Source organism: Mesorhizobium sp. LSHC420B00, from assembly GCF_000503055.1.
Taxonomy (GTDB): domain Bacteria; phylum Pseudomonadota; class Alphaproteobacteria; order Rhizobiales; family Rhizobiaceae; genus Mesorhizobium.
Window position 1 is genome coordinate 1 of record NZ_AYVY01000041.1, and the last position, 18,674, is coordinate 18,674.

At 63.0% G+C, this 18,674-nt stretch carries 17 protein-coding genes; 5 read left to right on the forward strand and 12 right to left on the reverse strand.

Annotated features, from left to right (window positions below):
• Positions 1-244: 244 nt before the first annotated feature.
• Both pncB and gcvA (X760_RS70515) read right to left on the reverse strand, forming a co-directional pair.
• Entirely contained in the window at positions 245-1,549 is a 1,305-nt protein-coding gene (pncB, locus tag X760_RS70510; RefSeq protein WP_023722515.1) for a nicotinate phosphoribosyltransferase, read from the reverse strand.
• Positions 1,550-1,742: 193 nt separating this feature from the next.
• Positions 1,743-2,717 (reverse strand): transcriptional regulator GcvA, encoded by a 975-nt coding sequence (gene gcvA, locus X760_RS70515; RefSeq protein ID WP_023722516.1) that lies wholly within the window; start codon positions 2,715-2,717, stop codon positions 1,743-1,745.
• Positions 2,718-2,898: 181 nt separating this feature from the next.
• Here gcvA (X760_RS70515) and speB point away from each other — a divergent pair, with 181 nt between their 5' ends.
• The 4 genes from speB (at position 2,899) to X760_RS70535 (ending at position 6,227) form a co-directional block, all read left to right on the forward strand.
• The gene (gene speB / locus X760_RS70520) at positions 2,899-3,960 is read left to right on the forward strand and encodes an agmatinase (protein WP_023722517.1); all 1,062 of its coding nucleotides are present in this window, start codon (positions 2,899-2,901) and stop codon (positions 3,958-3,960) included.
• Between the two features lie 138 nt (positions 3,961-4,098).
• A complete protein-coding gene (locus X760_RS70525; RefSeq protein ID WP_031195178.1) occupies positions 4,099-4,908 on the forward strand; it encodes a transporter substrate-binding domain-containing protein in 810 nt (269 codons plus the stop codon).
• 6 nt (positions 4,909-4,914) lie between these two features.
• Complete coding sequence (locus X760_RS70530; protein ID WP_023722519.1) at positions 4,915-5,583, forward strand: amino acid ABC transporter permease; 669 nt, start codon at positions 4,915-4,917, stop codon at positions 5,581-5,583.
• Positions 5,580-6,227, forward strand: a complete 648-nt coding sequence (locus X760_RS70535) for an amino acid ABC transporter permease (protein ID WP_023722520.1) — start codon at positions 5,580-5,582, stop codon at positions 6,225-6,227. The genes X760_RS70530 and X760_RS70535 overlap by 4 nt, the downstream gene beginning before the upstream one ends.
• Positions 6,228-6,243: 16 nt before the next feature.
• Here the strand turns inward: X760_RS70535 and X760_RS70540 are convergent, their stop codons facing one another.
• Positions 6,244-7,647 carry an MATE family efflux transporter gene (locus X760_RS70540; RefSeq protein ID WP_023722521.1) on the reverse strand — a complete coding sequence of 468 codons (1,404 nt, stop codon included), beginning with the start codon at positions 7,645-7,647 and terminating at the stop codon, positions 6,244-6,246.
• Between the two features lie 229 nt (positions 7,648-7,876).
• On the opposite strand from X760_RS70540, the gene X760_RS70545 reads away from it, so the two are divergent.
• Positions 7,877-8,458, forward strand: a complete 582-nt coding sequence (locus tag X760_RS70545; protein ID WP_031195179.1) for a histidine phosphatase family protein — start codon at positions 7,877-7,879, stop codon at positions 8,456-8,458.
• Positions 8,459-8,472: 14 nt separating this feature from the next.
• Here the strand turns inward: X760_RS70545 and X760_RS70550 are convergent, their stop codons facing one another.
• From X760_RS70550 to gcvA (X760_RS70590), 9 genes are all read right to left on the reverse strand, one after another.
• Positions 8,473-10,059: an FGGY-family carbohydrate kinase gene (locus tag X760_RS70550; protein ID WP_023722523.1), complete on the reverse strand. Its 1,587-nt coding sequence runs from the start codon at positions 10,057-10,059 to the stop codon at positions 8,473-8,475.
• On the reverse strand, positions 10,056-10,739 hold the full coding sequence (locus tag X760_RS70555; protein WP_023722524.1) for an HAD family hydrolase: 684 nt from the start codon (positions 10,737-10,739) through the stop codon (positions 10,056-10,058). Before X760_RS70555 ends, X760_RS70550 begins: the two co-directional genes overlap by 4 nt.
• Positions 10,740-10,754: 15 nt before the next feature.
• Positions 10,755-12,233: a mannitol dehydrogenase family protein gene (locus X760_RS70560; RefSeq protein WP_023722525.1), complete on the reverse strand. Its 1,479-nt coding sequence runs from the start codon at positions 12,231-12,233 to the stop codon at positions 10,755-10,757.
• Positions 12,234-12,303: 70 nt separating this feature from the next.
• Complete coding sequence (locus X760_RS70565; RefSeq protein ID WP_023722526.1) at positions 12,304-13,074, reverse strand: L-iditol 2-dehydrogenase; 771 nt, start codon at positions 13,072-13,074, stop codon at positions 12,304-12,306.
• On the reverse strand, positions 13,071-14,075 hold the full coding sequence (locus X760_RS70570; protein WP_023722527.1) for an ABC transporter ATP-binding protein: 1,005 nt from the start codon (positions 14,073-14,075) through the stop codon (positions 13,071-13,073). Before X760_RS70570 ends, X760_RS70565 begins: the two co-directional genes overlap by 4 nt.
• Before the next feature lie 51 nt (positions 14,076-14,126).
• The gene (locus X760_RS70575) at positions 14,127-14,951 is read right to left on the reverse strand and encodes a carbohydrate ABC transporter permease (protein ID WP_031195181.1); all 825 of its coding nucleotides are present in this window, start codon (positions 14,949-14,951) and stop codon (positions 14,127-14,129) included.
• 208 nt (positions 14,952-15,159) lie between these two features.
• A complete protein-coding gene (locus X760_RS70580; protein ID WP_031195183.1) occupies positions 15,160-16,032 on the reverse strand; it encodes a sugar ABC transporter permease in 873 nt (290 codons plus the stop codon).
• A gap of 113 nt (positions 16,033-16,145) precedes the next feature.
• The gene (locus tag X760_RS70585) at positions 16,146-17,456 is read right to left on the reverse strand and encodes a sugar ABC transporter substrate-binding protein (protein ID WP_023722530.1); all 1,311 of its coding nucleotides are present in this window, start codon (positions 17,454-17,456) and stop codon (positions 16,146-16,148) included.
• A 222-nt stretch (positions 17,457-17,678) separates the two neighbouring features.
• Complete coding sequence (gcvA, locus tag X760_RS70590; RefSeq protein WP_023722531.1) at positions 17,679-18,590, reverse strand: transcriptional regulator GcvA; 912 nt, start codon at positions 18,588-18,590, stop codon at positions 17,679-17,681.
• Between the last annotated feature and the right edge of the window lie 84 nt (positions 18,591-18,674).

The window sequence follows — 18,674 nt, forward strand, 5'->3', positions numbered from 1 at the left end:
GCTCAACTGCCTCTCCAAAGAATCCTTTCTCAGCCTAAACTCAACCCCAAAATCGCCATATGCGATTCCCCTGCCACTTGGGGGAAGATCGGCAGTTGAATCGGCCGGCGCTTTTCTTGCCTCGTTGAGGGTTGGCCAGAACGGAGATGAGAGCCAATCTCCCCCTCAGAGGGGGAGATGTCCGGCAGGACAGAGGGGGGTGGGCGGGAACTCATGCTTTCCAAGAAATACTTCTTGTCGGCCCTCACACCTTCACCAGCTGCTCCACGCGGTCCTTTTGGCCGAATATCCGCAGATAGCGCTCGATCTCTTTCTCGTCGCCTGTCGACTTGGCCGGATTGTCGGAGAGCTTGACCGCCGGCCTGCCGTTGGCTTCGGTGACCTTGCAGACCAGCGAGATGGCGTCTAGCCGGTTGGTCTTGGTCGGCGCGCAGCCCTCGAAATCATTGGTCAGGTTGGTGCCCCAGCCGAAGGACATACGCACCTTGCCGCGGAAGTGGCGGTAGGTCTCCTCGATGGTCTCGACCTCGAGCCCGTCGGAGAAGATGAGCAGCTTCTGCTTGGGGTCCTTGCCCTTTTCGCGCCACCAGGAAATGATCTTCTCGCCGCCCTCGATCGGCGGCGCGCTGTCGGGGCGGAAGCCAGTCCAGTCGGCGACCCAGTCCGGCGCATCGCGCAGGAACGCCGCGGTGCCGAAGGTGTCCGGCAGCACGATCAGAAGGTTGCCGCCGTAGTAGCGCTGCCAGTCCTGCAGCACCTTATAGGGCGACTGTTTCAATTCCTTTTCCGAATTGGTGAGCGCGGCGAACACCATCGGCAGTTCATGCGCGTTGGTGCCGAGCGCTTCGAGGTCGTTGTCCATGGCAAGCAACACATTGGAGGTGCCGGTGAAGGCCTCGCCGATGCCTTCCTTCAACGCTTCGACGCACCAGCGCTGCCACAGGAAAGAATGACGGCGGCGGGTGCCGAAATCCGAGATGCGGATGCCGGGCAGCGCCTTCAGCCGCTCGGTCTTGGCCCACATCTTGGCCTTGGCGCGGGCATAGAGCACATCGAGCGCAAACGGCCCGAACGCCCGCATGGCCGCGCGAGATCGAAGTTCATTGATAATTGCCAGCGCCGGGATCTCCCACAGCGTCGTATACATCCACGGACCGCTGAAGGTGAGCTCGTATTGGCCGTCGCGCCTGGAAAGCTCGTATTCGGGCAGCCGGAAATTTTCCAGCCAGGCGAGGAATTCCGGTTCGAAGATCTGCTTGCGGCCGTAGAAGGTGTTGCCGCCGAGCCAGATCATCTCTTTCTTCGAGAAGCGCAGCGTACGGGTATGGTCGAGCTGCTCGCGCAACTCTGCCTCGTCGATCTCCTCGGCAAGGCGGACCGAAGTGGTGCGGTTGATCAGCGAGAAAGTGGTATCGACCTTGGGATACATGCCCCAGATCATCTGCAGCATCAAAAGCTTGTAGAAATCGGTGTCCAGCAGGCTGCGGACGATCGGGTCGAGTTTCCAGGTGTGGTTGTAGACGCGCCGCGCTATATCGGTCTTTGCCATCGCTCAATGCCGCCTTCGCTACTCGCTCTAGCTTTTGTTTAGCGCAATTCCGGATGGAAAACCGCTGCGCACTTTTCCTAGAATTGCTCCAAATGGCTCTTAGCATCGAATTTTTGAAAGCGCCTCCCGCTTTGCGGGCTGGCCCGACAAAAAGAAGCCCCTGCGGCAAGCGGCGCCCACGGCAGTTTCGGCCTCAGGATGCGGTCTTGGCGCCGACCACCTTGAGCGCTGGACGCTTGCGGCGAAAGCCGATGCGGCCTGCCACCGGCGCGTCGGCGCGGCGATCGGCCTGCTCTTTCTCGGCAAACAGCCAGTCGATGAACAATTGCACGATCGGCGCCGACCGCATCTCGTTGCGGCAGACGACGTAGAAATCGTCGACGGCCGGCACGGAAAGGCTGAATGGCGCGACAAGCAGACCCCTGGCGAGCAGTCCGCTTGCCGTCACCGTGTCGCCGAGCGCCACGCCATGGCCGTGGACTGCGGCCTCGGTCGCCATGCGCGCGTCGCCGAGATGGTGGCGGCGGCCGCGCTCCAGGTCCAGCGCATCGGCGGCGGCCAGCCAGGTGTGCCATTCGCGGCCGTCGTCGCCATGCAGGAAGACGTGATCGGCGAGGTCGCGGACGGTGCGGATCGGGCGGTTGTTGATCAGCGTCGGGCTGACCACCGGGAACAGTTCGAGACCCGACCATTTGCGCATCCAGCAATCGGTCCAGCTGCCGTCACCATAGTGCACGCAGACATCGATATGCGGTGCGCGGACGTCCTTGGCATCATTGGATGGGATCAGCGTCAGCCGGATATCCGGATATTGCGAAGTGAAGCTGCCCAGCCGCGGGATCATCCACAGCAATAGCAGCGCCGGCACGCAGGATACCGATAGCGCGCCGGTGCTGGCCGGCCGTGTCATGCGCTGCGTGGCGGCGGCAATGCCGTCGAAGGCTGTCGACACCGCCGGCAGCAATTCGGCGCCGTGCGGCGTCAGCTTCACCCGCTGGCCGGCACGCTCGAACAGCTTGACGCCCAACGATTGCTCGAGCGCCTTGATCTGATGGCTGATGGCACCGTGGGTGACGTTGAGCTCGGCCGCCGCCTTGGTCAGCGAGGCATGGCGCGCCGTCGCCTCGAAGGCGCGCAGCGGGTTGAGCGGTGGCAAACGCTTGGCCATTTGGAACCTAAGCTCTGTGAGATTTTCTCACAGCGAACACCCTAACAATATCAATTGATTTTTCAATGCAGCTACAGGACACTTTGCCCAAGCATTGCATCAAGACGTGAAATCTGCAGGCAGCCAACGGCTGCGGCTATCGAGGCCGCCGTCCGCGCTGCACCAGCCATGGAGGACCGACATGGGTTATGACCGTGGCAAGCTCGAAGCGCTGCGCCGCAAATACGGCGAGAGCCATGGCGGCGAAATGTTCGACCCGAAATTCCAGCGTGTCGCCGACAAGATCTTCTCCAAGACCGGCACGCGGCTGGCGCCCTATTCCGGCATCCCGACCTTCCTCGCGGCGCCCTATCGTGAAATCGCCGCCGACAATCCGGATTTCGGCGATCTTCAGGTGGCGATGATCGGTGTGCCGATGGATCTGGGCGTCACCAACCGGCCGGGCGCCCGTTTCGGGCCAAGGGCGCTGCGCGCCATCGAGCGCATCGGCCCCTACAATCATGTGCTGGAATGCGCACCGACGCATGAGCTGAAAGTCGCCGACATTGGCGACGTGCCGTTCCAGAGCCGCTACCGGCTGGAGACCAGCCATGACGACATCGAACGCCGCACCAACCAGATCGTCGACGCCGGCGTCCTGCCCTTGTCAGTCGGCGGCGACCATTCGATCAGCCACCCGATCCTGAAGGCTGTCGGCAAGAAGGCGCCGGTGGGCATGATCCATATCGACGCCCATTGCGATACCAGCGGCCTGTTCGACATGACCAAGTTCCACCATGGCGGGCCGTTCCGCAACGCGGTGCTGGACGGCGTGCTCGACCCGAGCCGCACCATCCAGATCGGCATTCGCGGCTCGGCCGAGTACCTTTGGGAGTTCACCTATGAGTCCGGCATGACCGTGGTACATGCCGAAGAGGTGACCGGCCTCGGCATTCCCGCCATCATCGAGAAGGCGCGCAGGATAGTCGGCGACGGCCCGACCTATGTCTCGTTCGACATAGACAGCGTCGATCCGGCCTTTGCGCCGGGCACCGGCACACCGGAAGTCGGCGGGCTGACGACGCGCGAAGTGCTCGAGCTGCTGCGCGGCCTGAAAGGCCTCAACATCGTCGGCGGCGACGTCGTCGAGGTGGCACCGCAGTACGACGCAACCACCAACACGGCGCATGCCGGCGCGCAGGTGCTGTTCGAGATCCTCAGCCTGATGGTCTTCAGCCCGGCAATCACCGGCAAGGCGGGCTGACGCGTTCGACCATGACCCCGAAAAAGTGGGAACCGTTTTTCGGAGACGATCATGGTCCACTAGGGAATCCAAAGGCTACCGCCGCGCTGGAGCCGGCGGTTGCACTCAAACAAACAAGCTTCCAGCAGGGGAATAAAAATGACACTTCACATGAAACTCAAATCATCCATCGCCGCCGTGCTGATGCTCGGTGCGGCCGGTCTTGGTTTCACCACCCAGGCCGTCAATGCCGACGCGATCGACGACATCGTCAAGGCCGGCGCCATCAATGTCGGCATCTTTTCCGATTTCCCGCCCTTCTCCTCGGCCAGCGCCGATATGAGCATCAAGGGCTACGACATCGACGTGGCGCAATCCATCGCCGACCAGCTCAAGGTCAAGCTCAATCTGGTCAGCGTGACCGGGCAGAACCGCATTCCGTACCTGACCGACAAGCGCGTCGACCTGCTGATGAGCGTCGGCTATTCCAAGGAGCGTGAGCAGGTGATCGATTTCGCCGCCGCCTACGCGCCTTACTACATCGCCGTCATCGGCCCGGCAGCACTTGCGGTCAAAGGCAAGGAAGACCTTGCCGACAAGTCGATCGCCGTCAATCGCGGCACGCTGGAGGACACCTCGCTGACCGAGGCAGCACCCGCCTCGGCCGACATCCGCCGCTTCGACAACTACAATTCCGTCATCCAGGCCTTCATTTCGGGCCAGACCCAGCTGATGGTGGTCGGCAACGATGTCGGCGCCCAGGTGCTCGCCCGCCAGGAGGCGCTGAAGCCGGAACAGAAATTCCAGCTTCTCACCTCGCCATCGCATATCGGCCTCAACAAGAAGGAAGACCGCCTCAAGCAAGCGGTCAACGATGCGGTTGCCAAGATGCTGGCCGACGGCAAACTGGACGAAAGCTCGAAGGCCTGGCTGAAGACACCGCTCGATCCCGCCAATCTCAAGGATTGACGGCCGGTGACCTATAGCCTCGACTTCGGCTGGCTTGCCGGGGCGACAGGGGCGATCGCGCGCGGCGCGGCCACGACGATCCTGTTGATCGCCGTGACCACGCTGGCGGGAACGTTGCTCAGCATCCTCGGCGCCGCAGGGCGGCGGAACGGCCCGCTGCTGCTCAAGCGGGCGATCGGCGTCTATGTCGAGGTGATCCGCAACACGCCGTTCCTGGTGCAGCTGTTCTTCATCTTCTTCGGGCTGCCAAGCATCGGCGTGAGGCTCGATCCCGTGCTGGCGGCCATGCTGGCGATGACGCTCAACATGGCGGCCTACACGATCGAGATCGTTGGCGCCGGACTCGACGCGGTGCCGCCCGGGCAGACGGAAGCGGCAATGGCGCTTGGGCTCAGGCCGCGCCAGGTCTTCATCAAGATCGTGCTGCCGCAGGCGCTCAAGGTGATCTATCCGGCGCTGACCAGCCAGATCGTCATCATGATGCTGGAATCCGCCGTGGTGTCGCAGATCGCGGTGCGCGAGCTGACCTACGAGGCCGACATGCTGCAGGCGCGCACGTTCCGGGCTTTCGAGACCTACTTCGTGGTGACGGTGGTCTATCTCATCCTGTCGATTGGGCTGCGCCGTCTGCTGATTGGCGGCGGACGCCGGCTTCTCGGAGCCGGCGTATCATGATCGAATTCACCTTCTGGGATATTCTGCGCAACCTGCTGCTGGCGGCGCGCTGGACGGTGCTGTTGTCGTTGGCTGCCTTTGTCGGCGGCGCCGTGGTCGGCATGATCGTGCTGTTCTTCCGGATCGCCAAGAATAAATGGGCGCGCCGGTTTGCCTCCGGCTACATCGCGCTTTTCCAGGGCACGCCGCTGCTGATGCAGCTCTTCCTGATGTTCTTCGGCTTGCCGATGCTGGGCCTGCGCATCGAGCCGTGGACCGCGGCGGTGCTTGGCCTGACCTTCTTTGCCAGCGCCTATCTCGCCGAGATCTGGCGCGGCGGCGTCGATGCGCTGCCGCGCGGCCAGTGGGACGCCGGCGCCAGCCTCGGCCTGCACTATCTGCAGGAACTCCGGCTGATCATCCTGCCGCAGGCGTTTTCGATCACCCGCGCCCCGACCGTCGGCTTCCTGGTGCAGCTGATCAAGTCGACCGCGCTGACCTCAATCATCGGTTTCGAGGAGCTGGTAAGGACATCCAACGCGATCAACAATGCGACCTTCGAACCGTTCAAAGTCTATGGGCTGGTAGCGCTGATCTTCTTCGTCATGTGCTTTCCGCTGACGCAATATGCGCGCTCGCTGGAACAGCGGGCGGCGGCCCGCTGAGCGGGCGACCAGCAATTCAACGCCCGAACACCAGCGGCGGCGCGATCCTGTCCCGCCGCAGCCAGCGTCCCAGCAGGAGCGCGGCGACCACCGCCAGCCCGGACGACAGGCCGATCCAGATGCCGACGCCGTTGAAGCCGAACCGGAAGGCGAGCAGCACGCCGAGCGGCAGGCCGATGCCCCAATAGCCGATCGCGGCATAGATCATCGGTACCTTGGTGTCGTGCAGACCGCGCAGCATGCCGCTGGCGACCGCCTGCGCACCGTCAAAAACCTGGAACAGCGCGGCAAAGGCGAGGAACGACACGGCAAGCGCCACCACCTCGGCATTAGCCGGATTGCCCAGATCGATGAAGGCGCCGATCAAGAGATGCGGCCACAGGATCATCACTAGCCCCATTAGCGCCATGAAGGAGACACCGACGACATACGCGGTCCAGCCGGCCCGGCTGACACCTTCCGGATTGCCGGCGCCGTGGGCAAGTCCGACGCGCACCGTCACCGCCTGGTTGAGGCCGAGCGGCACCATGAAGGTGATCGAGGCGATCTGGATGGCGATCGCATGGGCGGCAAGCGAAGCCGCATCGATCAGACCCATGAGAAAGGCCGCCGCGTTGAAGATCGTCACCTCGAAGGCCAGCAGACCGGCGATGGGCAGGCCGAGCCGCAGCAGGCCCTTGAAGCGCGGCCAGTCGGCCCGCCAGAAGCGTCCGAACAGACGATAGCGCCGGAATTTCTTCTCAAGCATCACCACCGCCGCCATGCCGGCGAACATAAGCGTGCTGGACAGAGTGGTTGCAAGGCCGGAGCCGGCGATGCCCATCGATTGGATGCCGAGATTGCCGAACATGAACAGCCAGTTGAAAAAGGCGTTGCAGGCGACGGCAACGAAGACGATGATCAGTGCCCAGCCCGGCCGCTCCAGCGCCGAAATGAACGAGCGCAGGACGATGTAGCCGAAAAAGGGCAGCACCGCCCATTCGAGCCAGCGCAGATAGATGCCGGCCTGATGCGCCAGCGCCGGTTCCTGACCCATGGCCAGCAACACGCTCTCGCCGTGCCAGAGAAAGACCCAGATCGGAATGCAAATGAGGATCGCCAGCCACAGGCCCTGGCGCACGGTGCGGCGCAGGTCGCGGACCGAGTGGCGGCGACGGCCGAGCTCGGTCGCCATCATCGGCGAGGTCGCCAGCATCAGGCCAAGTCCAAAGATCAGCGGCATGAAGTAAAGGTTGGCACCAAGCGCACCGCTGGCCAGCGTGTCCGGCCCCAGCCGCCCCATCATCATGACGTCGATAGCGGTCATCGCGGTCTGACCGAGATTGGTCAGCACCATCGGCCAGGCGAGCGCCAGCATCGCCCTGATTTCCCGACGCCAAAGGTTTTCCGGCGCGCGAGCGTCGGCTTCGATCGCAGACATTTTTTCCGCCTATCCGATTGCGGCACGTCGGCAAGAGCCGGAAGCCGCGTCTCAGCGCGGAAAATGGCCAAGATCGGCCGGATTCCGCATTACGACGGGTTTGTCTATGAAATGGGCACCGGTGGCAAGAGGCTGACTTGCGGAAGGGTTAAGCCAGTCGGCTCAATGCAGGCTATTGGAGAGGCCATGGAAGCCGCTATGGTCACGGTGGATTCCTTTGAAAGGCAGCCTGATGAGCGCGTTTCCCGAAATCTATCTGGTTCGGCATGGCGAGACGGAATGGAGTGCGTCCGGAAAACATACCGGCCGGACCGACATACCGCTGACGCCGGCCGGCGAGGACGCGGCAAGGCGGGTCACTGAGCGGCTAAAGGGTCTATCCTTCTCGGCGGTGTGGTCGAGCCCGTCGCAGCGCGCCTTCAACACCTGTGCGCTGGCCGGCTTCGGCTCGTCAGGCGTGAAGAAGGACGATCTGGCGGAGTGGGATTATGGTGCCTATGAGGGATTGACCACCAAGCAAATCCTCGCCGAGCGTCCCGGTTGGCGGCTCTTTCGCGACGGCTGCCCGCGCGGCGAGTCCGCCACGGATGTAGGCTCGAGGGCGGACCGGATCGTCAGCCAGTTGCTCGAGGCCAGCGGCAATGTCCTGGTCTTCTCAAGTTCGCATTTCCTGAGGGTGCTAGCCGCACGCTGGCTCGGCCTGCCACCGCAAGACGGCGCGCTTTTCGTGCTGGATACCGCCAGCGTAAGCGTGATCGGTTATGAGCACGGCCTTGACGAACCGGTCGTCCGGCGCTGGAACCAGAGATAGCCGCCGATCCCGATCTATCGGATCGCGTCCAGCGCCTGCCTTTGCCGATGCATCTCGAGAAACACGCGGTAGTCGCGATCGAACCGGCCGGCGGCAGCCGGATTGGGCTCGCGCGTCCTGCCGCCTTGCTGCATGGCGACGCAAGCGGCGTTCAAATCGGGAAAAAGCCTGGCAGCGGTGGCGGCAATCATGCCGGTGCCGAGCAGCACCGCCTCGTCCGCCAGCGGCTCGACCACCGTGCATCCGGTGGCGTCGGCATAGAGCTCCATCAGCAAGGGGTTCTTGGTGTGGCCGCCGGTGACATGCAGCGTGTCGATCAGATAGCCGTTCTCGTTCAGCGCCTCCAGCACATGGCGGACGCCAAGCGCGATGCTGACAGCGGTGCGCCAATAGAGCTTGCACAGACTGTCGAAGGACGAATCCAGCGTCAGCCCGCTGATGACGCCTACGGCATGCGGGTCGGCGAGCGGCGAGCGGTTACCGTGAAAATCGGGCAGCACATGCAGCCTGGCGGCGAGGTTGTCTCCTTCAGCGGCGCGCAGCTCGGCGACGCGGCGGGCGATCCTGGCATGCATGGCGGCATCCGGCTCGCCGCCGGCGCCATGCCAGCGGATGATGTGATCGAGCAGCGCGCCGGTGGCTGACTGGCCACCTTCCGACAGCCACAGGCCGGGAAGGGCGGCGCCATAGTAAGGACCCCAAACACCGGCGAAAGGCTGCGGATCGGGCGACATCGCCATGACGCAACTCGACGTGCCGGCGATCAGAGCCAGATGGCGGCCGATGTTGGTCGCGTCACCGGCGAAGCCGCCGAGCACGCCAAGCGCGCCGGCATAGGCATCGATGACGCCGGCGCCAACCCGGCATTTTTCGGTGAGGCCAAGCTCCGCCGCGGCTTGCGTGTTGAGCGCACCGATATCTGCGCCGACCGGGCTTGCCTTTCCCGGCAGATTGCCGTGCTCGAAAACGTCGCCGAGCCCGACCGCTTCGAAGAAGTCGCGCCGCCAGCCGGTCTCTTCATGGGCCAGATAGGTCCATTTGGCGGTCAGCGTGCATTGCGAACGGGCGAGCGAGCCGGTCGCCTTCCAGGTGAGGAAGTCGGTGAGGTCGAATAGGTAGCCGGCTTCGTTCCATGCTCCGGGTAGGTTGCGCTTCAGCCACATCAGCTTGGGCGTCTCCATTTCCGGCGACATGACGCCGCCGATATAGTCGAGCACGGCATGGCCGCTTTCGGTGCATTCGTCGGCCTCGGCAATGGCGCGATGGTCGAGCCAGACGATGGTGTCCCAGCGTCTTTCGCCAGTGACGGACACGCTGAGCTGGCCGCCATGCCGGTCCCGCACCACCAGCGAGCAGGTGGCGTCAAAGGAGATGCCGACGATATCCTCAGCCTTCACGCGCGCCTTTTCGCGGGCAGCGCGGACGGCCATGCACACCGCCGACCATATATCCTGCGAATCGTGCTCGGCGTGGTCGGCCTTCGGCTGTTGCATGGCGATCGGGTGCTCGGCGCGGCCGAGCAAGGCGCCACCGGTGTCGAGAATGCCGGCACGGGCGCTTCCGGTGCCGACATCGACCGCGCAAACGAAACTGTTGGTCAAGGTGTTCTTGCTCTCGCTCCCAGGCCTGCAATCAGATCGGGCAATTGCAGCATGTCAGCGAATATAAAGTCCGGCTCACTCGACGCAAGCCGCGCTTTCAGTGCCGGGTTGCCGGTGTGCGAGCCCCCGGTGAAGGCAAGGACGCGCATGCCTGCCACCCGCGCCGCTTCGATGCCGGCCGGGCTGTCCTCGACGACGAGGCAGTTTCGCGGGTCCGCTCCCATTTTAGCAGCCGCATGGAGAAAAAGATCGGGCGCCGGTTTGCCCCGCGCCACCATGGCAGCGCTGAACAAATGCGGCTCCAGCAGCCCAAGCAACCCCGTAACCTTGAGCGCATAGCGGATCCGCTCCAGCGTGCCGGAGGAGGCGACGCAGCACGGCACGCCGAGCTTCGGCAGGACCTGTGCCATGCCTGGCATCGGTTTCAGCTCCTGGCGAAACTTGCGCATCAGTTCGGAGCGCATCTCGGTCAGATGCTGGTCGGTGAGATCGAGCCCGAAGTCGCTTGCGAGGATTTCGCGGACGCTCTTCATGCTCTTGCCGAGGAAGTGCTCGTAGGCAACGTCCTCGCTGACGTTGCCGCCGGCAAGCGCGATCATCTCCAGCAATGCCGAGACGGACAGCATCTCGCTATCCACCAGCACGCCGTCACAGTCGAAAATGACCAGTTCAGGCGTCATCGCGCTGGATCGGCTTCAGAGGTCGCCGGCGAGATAGCGCGTCAGTGTCGCGCGCGCGCCGTCCGCCCACAGCGATTTGAGCGCATGGGCGAACGCTTCGGCGAACGGCGGCGAGCGGCCGACATCGCCATAGATGTCCTCCATGGCAAGCCAGGCGGCAGGCATGTCCCTGGCCGCCCTTGCCGTCGCCTGCAGCCGGCTCCAATTCGGGTCGTTGGGCTCGGTGACGGCACCGGAATCCGTCGTGCCGAAACAGTAGCGGCACCAGAGCGCCGATTCCAGCGCCAGGCCGGTGACGCTCTTGCCGGCCTTCAGCCGGTCGGCGATGGTCGGAATGATGAATTTCGGCTGGCGGTTGGAGCCGTCGAGGCAAAGCCGGCGTATGGTGTCGCCGATTTTCGGGTTAGAGAACCGGTGCTTGATGAGCTGGTAATAGTCCTCCAGCACGGTGTCCGGCACCGGTGGCACCGTCGGGATGATCTCGTCATGCTCGAGCTTGTCGAGAAAGCCGCGTACCAGCGGCTCCTGCATCGCCTCATGGACGAAATGGATGTCCATCAGCCCGGCCGGATAGGCGATGGTCGCATGTCCGCCATTGAGGATGCGGATCTTCATCAGCTCATAGGGCGCGACATCGCTGACGAACTGCACGCCGACCTGTTCCAGCGGCGGCCTTCCGTCGGTGAAACGGTCCTCCAGCACCCATTGCTTGAACGGCTCGCAAAACACCGGCCAATTGTCGTCGAGACCGAACTCGCTGGAGAGAATGCCGCGCTCGCGATCGGTGGTGGCCGGCGTGATGCGGTCGACCATGCCATTGGGAAAGGCGACGTTTTCGTTCACCCAGTTTGCCAGATCCTCGTCGATCAGCCGGGCAAGGCCGATGACGCCATCGGAAGTGACGTGGCCGTTGTGGGGGATGTTGTCGCAGGACATGATGGTGAAGGGCACGATGCCATTGGCGCGGCGGCGCAGCAGCCCAGCGAGGATGAGGCCGAATACGGTCTTCGGCGTCGCCCCCGGCTCAGCGTCGGCAATGATGTCGGGATGCGTCGGATTGAACACGCCAGAAGCCGGATCGATGAAATAGCCACCCTCGGTGATGGTCAGGGAAACGATCTTGATCGCCGGATCGGCAAGCCGCTCGACAATTGCGGTCGCGTCGCCCGGCACCAGGAAGTCGATCATGACGCCGGTGACGCGCGCGCTCATATGGCCGCTGTCCTGCTCGACCACTGTGGTCAGCCAGTCCTGTTCCTGCAGCTTGCCGCGGCCGACCTTCTCGCCCTCGAAGACGCCGGCGCCAACGATGGCCCAGTCGTGACCGACGCCCGAATTGAAGAGGTCGTCGAGATAGACGGCCTGATGCGAGCGATGGAAATTGCCGACGCCGAAATGCACGATGCCGGCCTTGAGCGCGGCGCGATCGTATTTCGGGCCGGCGACCTTGGGCGGAAGCTTGGCGAGTATGGAAGAAGAGAGTTTCACGGACATCTGCTTTTACCCTTTAGCGGGACGGCTCTTCCCCCGTGGAGGAGACGGGGAGAAGAGCGCCCTCGCCCCCTCAACTCATCCACTGGCCGCCATCGACATTGTAGGTCTGGGCAATGATGTATTCGGCCTCATCGCTGGCCAGGAACACCGCCATGCCGGTGAGGTCTTGCGCCGTGCCCATGCGGCCATAAGGCACGGCTTCGCCGACCAGCCTCTTCTTTTCGCCTTTCGGCCGGTTCTCGAACTTGGCGAACAGGGCATCGACGTGATCCCAATGCTCGCCGTCGACGACCCCCGGTGCTATCGCGTTGACATTGATGCCGTGCTTGATCAGGTCCAGCCCTGCCGACTGGGTGAGCGAGATGACCGCCGCCTTGGTGGCGCAGTAGACGGCGACCAGCGCCTCGCCGCGGCGCCCGGCCTGGCTTGCCATGTTAATGATCTTGCCGCCCTTGCCGCGGGCGATCATCGAACGGGCCGCAGCCTGAAGCGTAAACAGTGTGCCGGCGACGTTGACCGAGAACAATTTGTCGTAGCTTGCCTTGCTGATCTCGACGATCGGCGCCAGGTCGAACAACGCAGCGTTGTTGATCAAAATATCGAGGCCGCCGGCTCTGGTTTCGACCGCCTTGACAGCCGCATCTATCGACACGAGATCGGTGACGTCCAGCTTCACCGCGTAGGCGTTGCCGCCGATTTCCGAAGCCGTCTTCTCGGCAGCCTCGAGATTGATGTCGCCGATGGCGACGGTCGCGCCCTCCCGCATGTAGGCTTCGGCAAACGCCCTGCCGATGCCGCGCGCCGATCCGGTGATCAGCGCCGATTTACCTCCGAGCCTCATTGCAGCATCGCCTTCCCATCGGCGCCAAAACGATGCAGCTTGGTCTTGTCCGGTGTCAGATAGATTGTGTCGCCGTGATGGGCGGCAAGTTCGCCGTCGGCACGCACCGTCAGCTGCCCGACACCATCCGCCTGGACGTGCAAAAACGTGTCGGAGCCGAGATGTTCGGCAACGCCGACGGTCGCCTTCCAGTCGCCTGACGTCTTCGAAATGTTCATATGCTCCGGGCGGATGCCGACTGTCCTGGCGCCATATTTGGCGGCCGGCTCGCCTTCGATCAGGTTCATCTTCGGCGAGCCGATGAAACCGGCGACGAACAGGTTCTTCGGTGTCTTGTAGAGCTCCATCGGCGAGCCGACCTGCTCGATATTGCCGGCGTTGAGCACGACGATCTTGTCGGCCATGGTCATCGCCTCGATCTGGTCGTGGGTGACGTAGACCATGGTGGTCTTGAGCTGGTGATGCAGCTCGCTGATCTCCAGCCGCATGGTGCCGCGCAGCGCCGCGTCGAGATTGGACAAAGGCTCGTCGAACAGGAAGGCGGAAGGCTGGCGCACGATGGCGCGGCCGATGGCGACGCGCTGCCGCTGGCCGCCGGAGAGCTGGCCGGGGCGGCGATCTAGGTAGTTGGTGAGGTTCAAGATGCGGGCGGCGTCCTTCACCTTCTTGTCGATGGTCGCCTGGTCCTCGCCCGCCATCTTCAGCGGGAAAGCGATGTTCTTGGCCACCGTCATATGCGGGTAAAGCGCATAGGACTGGAACACCATGGCCAGCTTGCGCTTGGCCGGCGCCTCGCCGGTGACGTCGCGGCCATCAATGATGATGGTGCCGCCGCTGGTGTCCTCGAGGCCAGCGATCAGACGCAACAGCGTTGACTTGCCGCAGCCTGACGGGCCGACGAAGACGACGAACTCGCCGTTCTCGATGACCAGGTCGAGCCCGGGAATGATGGATGTCGCCCCGAAGGATTTGGAGACGTTCTTGAGCGTGATGTTTCCCATGATTTCCTCCCCCGAAGGGCTATTTCGTCGTTTTGCGTCAGGCAGTTTCCGTTACTTAACTGCCCCAAATGTCAGGCCGCGGACCAGCTGCTTCTGGCTGAACCAGCCCATGATCAGGATCGGCGCGATCGCCAGCGTCGAGGCGGCCGAAAGCTTGGCCCAGAACAGCCCCTGCGGACTGGAGAAGGAGCTGATGAAGGCGGTGAGCGGCGCTGCCTCAGTGGTGGTCAGCCGGATCGTCCAGAACGCCTCGTTCCAGGCGAGAATGATGTTGAGCAGCATGGTCGAGGCGATGCCCGGCACCGCCATCGGCGTCAGCACGTAGATGATCTCGTTCCAGAGCGATGCGCCGTCCATGCGCGCCGCTTCCAGGATCTCGCCCGGAATCTCGCGGAAATAGGTGTAGAGCATCCAGACCACGATCGGCAGGTTGATCAGCATCAGCATGACCATCAGGCCGATGCGGCTGTCGAGCAGTCCGGTATCGCGGAAGATCAGATAGATCGGAAACAGCACAGCGACGGCCGGCATCATCTTGGTGGAAAGCATCCACATCAGGATGTCCTTGGTGCGTTTGCCTGGCGAAAACGCCATCGACCATGCCGCCGGTACGGCGACGAGCAGAGCCAGGACGGTCGAGCCGACCGACAGGAACACCGAGTTCAGGAAGAATTTGAAATAACCGTTCTGCGCCTGGACCTCGGAATAGCTCTCCGTGGTTCCCGACGGGAACAAGTTGAAGCCCTGGATGGCCTCCTGCTCCGATTTGAACGAAGTGATGATCGTATAGAGGATCGGGAAGAAGATCAGCAGCGCGACGATCCAGGCGGCCGCGGTCGCAATCGTCTTGTGCTGGGTGGTGACTGCACGTGCCATGGTCAGGTCCTCCCTATCGGCGATGTTGGTGGCAGGGTCGACCCGCCACTCCGGTTTGCTGCGCAAACCACCTCTCCCCCGATCGACGGGGTAGAGGAAGGGCGCGGCTTCGATGCAGGCGTTTCCTCTCCCTCGGGCAGGGGGAGAGGTGTCCCGCGCAGCGGGACGGAGTGGGGGTGGTTCAGCGCACGTGCCATCCTATCCTCCCTTATTTGTCCAAATTCTTGCCCACGGCGCGCATGGCGAAGAAGGCGACGATGTTGGCGAGAATGACTGCGATGATACCGCCGGCGGAAGCCTGGCCGATTTTGAACTCCAGCAATGCCTTCTGGTAGACGAGGAAGGGCAGGTTGGTGGAGGCATAACCCGGGCCGCCATTGGTGGTGACGAGGATCTCGGCATAGACCGACAGCAGGAAGATGGTCTGGATCAGGATGACCACGGTTATGGCGCGCGACATATGCGGCAGCGTCAAATAGATGAAGCGGCTGATGAAGCCGGCGCCGTCCATTTCGGCGGCTTCCTTCTGCTCGCCGTCGAGCGACTGAAGCGCGGTCAACAGGATCAGCGTTGCAAACGGCAGCCACTGCCAGGCGACGATGATGATGATGGCCAAAAGCGGGTGCTGCCCGAACCAGTCGATCGGCTGCCCGCCGAAGAAGCGCGCAATATCGGCGAAGACGCCGTATTGCGGATGCATGATCATGTTCTTCCAGACCAGTGCCGCCACCGGCGGCATGACGAAGAACGGCGAGATGACGAGGATGCGGACGATGCCCTGTCCCCACATCGGCTGATCGAGCAGAAGGGCCAGCAGGATACCGCCGATCACCGTGATCAAAAGCACGCTGACGACGATGGTGAGCGTGTTGAGGATCGACTGCAGGAATGCCGGGTTGGAATAGAACAGCGCGTAGTTCGAAAACCCGACGAAGCCGTCGCGCATCGGATTGAGCGGATTGTACTGCTGGAAGGAGAACCACAGCGTGAATGCCAGCGGTACAATCATCCAAACCAGCAGCAGCACCACGGATGGCGCCATCATGAAGCGGGCAAGCGAACGGGTCTGCTGAGTAGCCATGACGGTCACCCTTCGAGGTCAGCCAAGTTTTCAGCGGTGTGATAGCCGGCCGCCCGAACTGGGATTCGGGCGGCCGTTGCCGGTCGCCATTGGCAACCGGCACCGGGAGGAGCCTACTTGATGTAACCGCCCTCGGTCATCGTCGCGGTGGCGGCGTCCTGCGCCTGCTTCAGGGCATCGTCGACGCTCGACTGGCCGGCAAGTGCCGCCGAGAAGAGCTGGCCGACAGTGGTGCCGAGGCCCTGGAACTCAGGAATGGCGACGAACTGTACGCCGACATAAGGCACCGGCTTGACGGTTGGGTGCGTCGGATCGGCGGAGTTGATCGAGTCCAGCGTCATCTTGGCGAAAGGTGCCGCCTTCTGGTACTCGGGATTGGCATAGAGTGAGGAGCGCGTTCCCGGCGGAACGTTGGCCCAGCCTTCCTTCGAGGCGACGAGCTCGGCATAGTGCTTGCTGGTTGCCCAGGATACGAACTTTTGAGCGGCGTCGGCCTTCTGGGTGCCGGCGGGGATGGCCAGCGACCAGGCCCAGAGCCAATTGCCGCGCTTGCCGAGGCCATTGTCCGGGGCCAGCGCATAGCCAACTTTGTCGGCGACGGTGGAGTTCTTCGGATCAGAGACGAAGGAAGCGGCGACAGTGGCGTCGATCCACATGCCGCATTTGCCCTGCTGGAATAGCGCCAGGTTTTCGTTGAAGCCGTTGGATGATGCGCCCTCGGGGCCATCGGCCTTCATCAGATCGACATAGAACTGCAGCGTGTTCTTCCACTCGGGCTGGTCGAATTGCGGCTTCCAGTTCTCGTCGAACCAGCGCGCGCCGAACGAGTTCGACATGGCGGTCAGGAAGGCCATGTTCTCGCCCCAGCCGGCCTTGCCGCGCAGGCAGACGCCGTTCACGCCGTTGGCGCGGTCGGTCATTTTGTCGGCAGCCTGCTTGATGAAGTCCCAGGTCGGCGCGTCGGGCATCTTGAGCCCGGCCTTCTCCATCAGGTCCTTGCGGTACATGACGAAGGAGCTTTCGCCGTAGAAAGGCGCGGCGTAGAGCTTGCCGTCGACCGACAGGCCGCCGGCAATAGCCGGGATGATGTCCTTGACGTCATAGTCGTCGCCGAGCTTGTCGAGCGGCAGGAGCCAACTCTGCTTGGCCCAGATCGGCACCTCATAGGTGCCGATGGTCATCACGTCGTACTGGCCGCCCTTGGTGGCGATGTCGGTGGTGACGCGCTCGCGCAGGACGTTTTCCTCGAGCGTGACCCACTGCAGCTGGACGTCGGGATTCTTGGCGGTGAAGTCGTCGGTCAGCTTCTGCATGCGGACCATGTCGCCATTGTTGACCGTGGCGATGGTGATGGATTCGGCATGCGCGGCGAAAGCAAGCGCGCTGGCCGACAACAGGCCTAGGGTGAACGTGCGAAGTTTCATCAAAATTCCTCCCATGAACCAAGATGAGCATTTGCCTTGGCTGTGAGCAATTACTCACTTACCGTGAATTATGTCAAGCCGGATTCGTTGCTGCAGCGCAGCACGCTGGTCTCGTGCAGCGGCAAGCCTGGGACACTCGCGGTATATGTGGAGAAGGGTTGGGTCGGGCTCATCGCGCCGCCAAAAGCCGGAGCTTTGCTGTCCGGGTGGCCTGGTTTCGGCCTATTGGCAAGCGATCTCGTTCAGGATCCAATCACGAAAGGCGCGGATCTTCGGCACGTTGCGCCGCGCCGTCGGATAGACCAGCCAATAGGCATGGCCGTCGTCACCAACAAGATCGAAGGGCTGAATCAGGCGGCCGTCGGCAAGTTCGGTCTTGAACAGCGCCTTGGTGACGATCGCCACGCCATGGCCGGCAATCGCGGCATTGGCCTCGTAGGCCTGCGCGCCCATGCTGGTGCCGGTGCGTTTGGCCAATTCCGCGACCGGCAGGCCGGCGGCGGCAAACCAATCCCGCCACCAGATGTCGCCCGGGTCGAGGATCGGCAGCCGCAGCAGGTCGGCCGGTTCGTTGACGCCGCCGATGCTGGCCGCGAGTTTTGGGCTGAGAACCGGCGTGAAATCGGCCCTGAAAAGCATATGGGTCTCGACGCCCGGCCAGTTGCCGCCGCCGGAGCGGATGGCGATGTCGATATCCTCTCTGGCAAAGTCGACAACCCTGTTCGAAGTATCGACGCGCACCGCCAGCGACGGATGCGCGACCTGGAACGAACCGAGATGCTGCGCCAGCCAATTGGAGGCAAAGGTCAGCAGCGTCGAAACGCAAAGCACGCCATCGGCGCCGGTGCGCGCGGCGGCATAGGCGCCGCTCAACAGCGCGAACGCTTCGCTGACCGCAGGTGCCAGGCGCTGGCCGGGTTCGGTCAGCACGATCTGTTTTGGTTGGCGCAGGAACAAGGGCGCGCCGATGCGCTCCTCCAGAAGCTTGATCTGATAGCTTGCCGCCGCCTGCGTCATGCCAAGCTCCTGGGCGGCCTTGGTGAAGGAGAGATGCCGCGCCACCGCCTCGAATACCCGGATCGCCTGAAGCGGAGGAAGCTGCGAAACCAGCTGTCGTGAATTGAGCTCCGGCATAAGCCCTCCTTATGGGCAGTGATCGACGTTTGATTGGCGGCGCCGGCCGGTCCTACCGATATTCCGTGTTGAAGATCAATTACG

Bases quoted from the DNA above. Each gene is read 5' to 3' on its own strand.
- X760_RS70580 (WP_031195183.1), bottom strand. From the start codon at position 16,032: ATGGCTACTCAGCAGACCCGTTCGCTTGCCCGCTTCATGATGGCGCCA.
- X760_RS70570 (WP_023722527.1), bottom strand. From the start codon at position 14,075: ATGGGAAACATCACGCTCAAGAACGTCTCCAAATCCTTCGGGGCGACA.
- X760_RS70540 (WP_023722521.1), bottom strand. From the start codon at position 7,647: ATGTCTGCGATCGAAGCCGACGCTCGCGCGCCGGAAAACCTTTGGCGT.
- X760_RS70525 (WP_031195178.1), top strand. From the start codon at position 4,099: ATGACACTTCACATGAAACTCAAATCATCCATCGCCGCCGTGCTGATG.
- gcvA (WP_023722531.1), bottom strand. From the start codon at position 18,590: ATGCCGGAGCTCAATTCACGACAGCTGGTTTCGCAGCTTCCTCCGCTT.
- gcvA (WP_023722516.1), bottom strand. From the start codon at position 2,717: ATGGCCAAGCGTTTGCCACCGCTCAACCCGCTGCGCGCCTTCGAGGCG.
- X760_RS70585 (WP_023722530.1), bottom strand. From the start codon at position 17,456: ATGAAACTTCGCACGTTCACCCTAGGCCTGTTGTCGGCCAGCGCGCTT.
- pncB (WP_023722515.1), bottom strand. From the start codon at position 1,549: ATGGCAAAGACCGATATAGCGCGGCGCGTCTACAACCACACCTGGAAA.
- speB (WP_023722517.1), top strand. From the start codon at position 2,899: ATGGGTTATGACCGTGGCAAGCTCGAAGCGCTGCGCCGCAAATACGGC.
- X760_RS70560 (WP_023722525.1), bottom strand. From the start codon at position 12,233: ATGTCCGTGAAACTCTCTTCTTCCATACTCGCCAAGCTTCCGCCCAAG.
- X760_RS70555 (WP_023722524.1), bottom strand. From the start codon at position 10,739: ATGACGCCTGAACTGGTCATTTTCGACTGTGACGGCGTGCTGGTGGAT.
- X760_RS70565 (WP_023722526.1), bottom strand. From the start codon at position 13,074: ATGAGGCTCGGAGGTAAATCGGCGCTGATCACCGGATCGGCGCGCGGC.
- X760_RS70575 (WP_031195181.1), bottom strand. From the start codon at position 14,951: ATGGCACGTGCAGTCACCACCCAGCACAAGACGATTGCGACCGCGGCC.
- X760_RS70535 (WP_023722520.1), top strand. From the start codon at position 5,580: ATGATCGAATTCACCTTCTGGGATATTCTGCGCAACCTGCTGCTGGCG.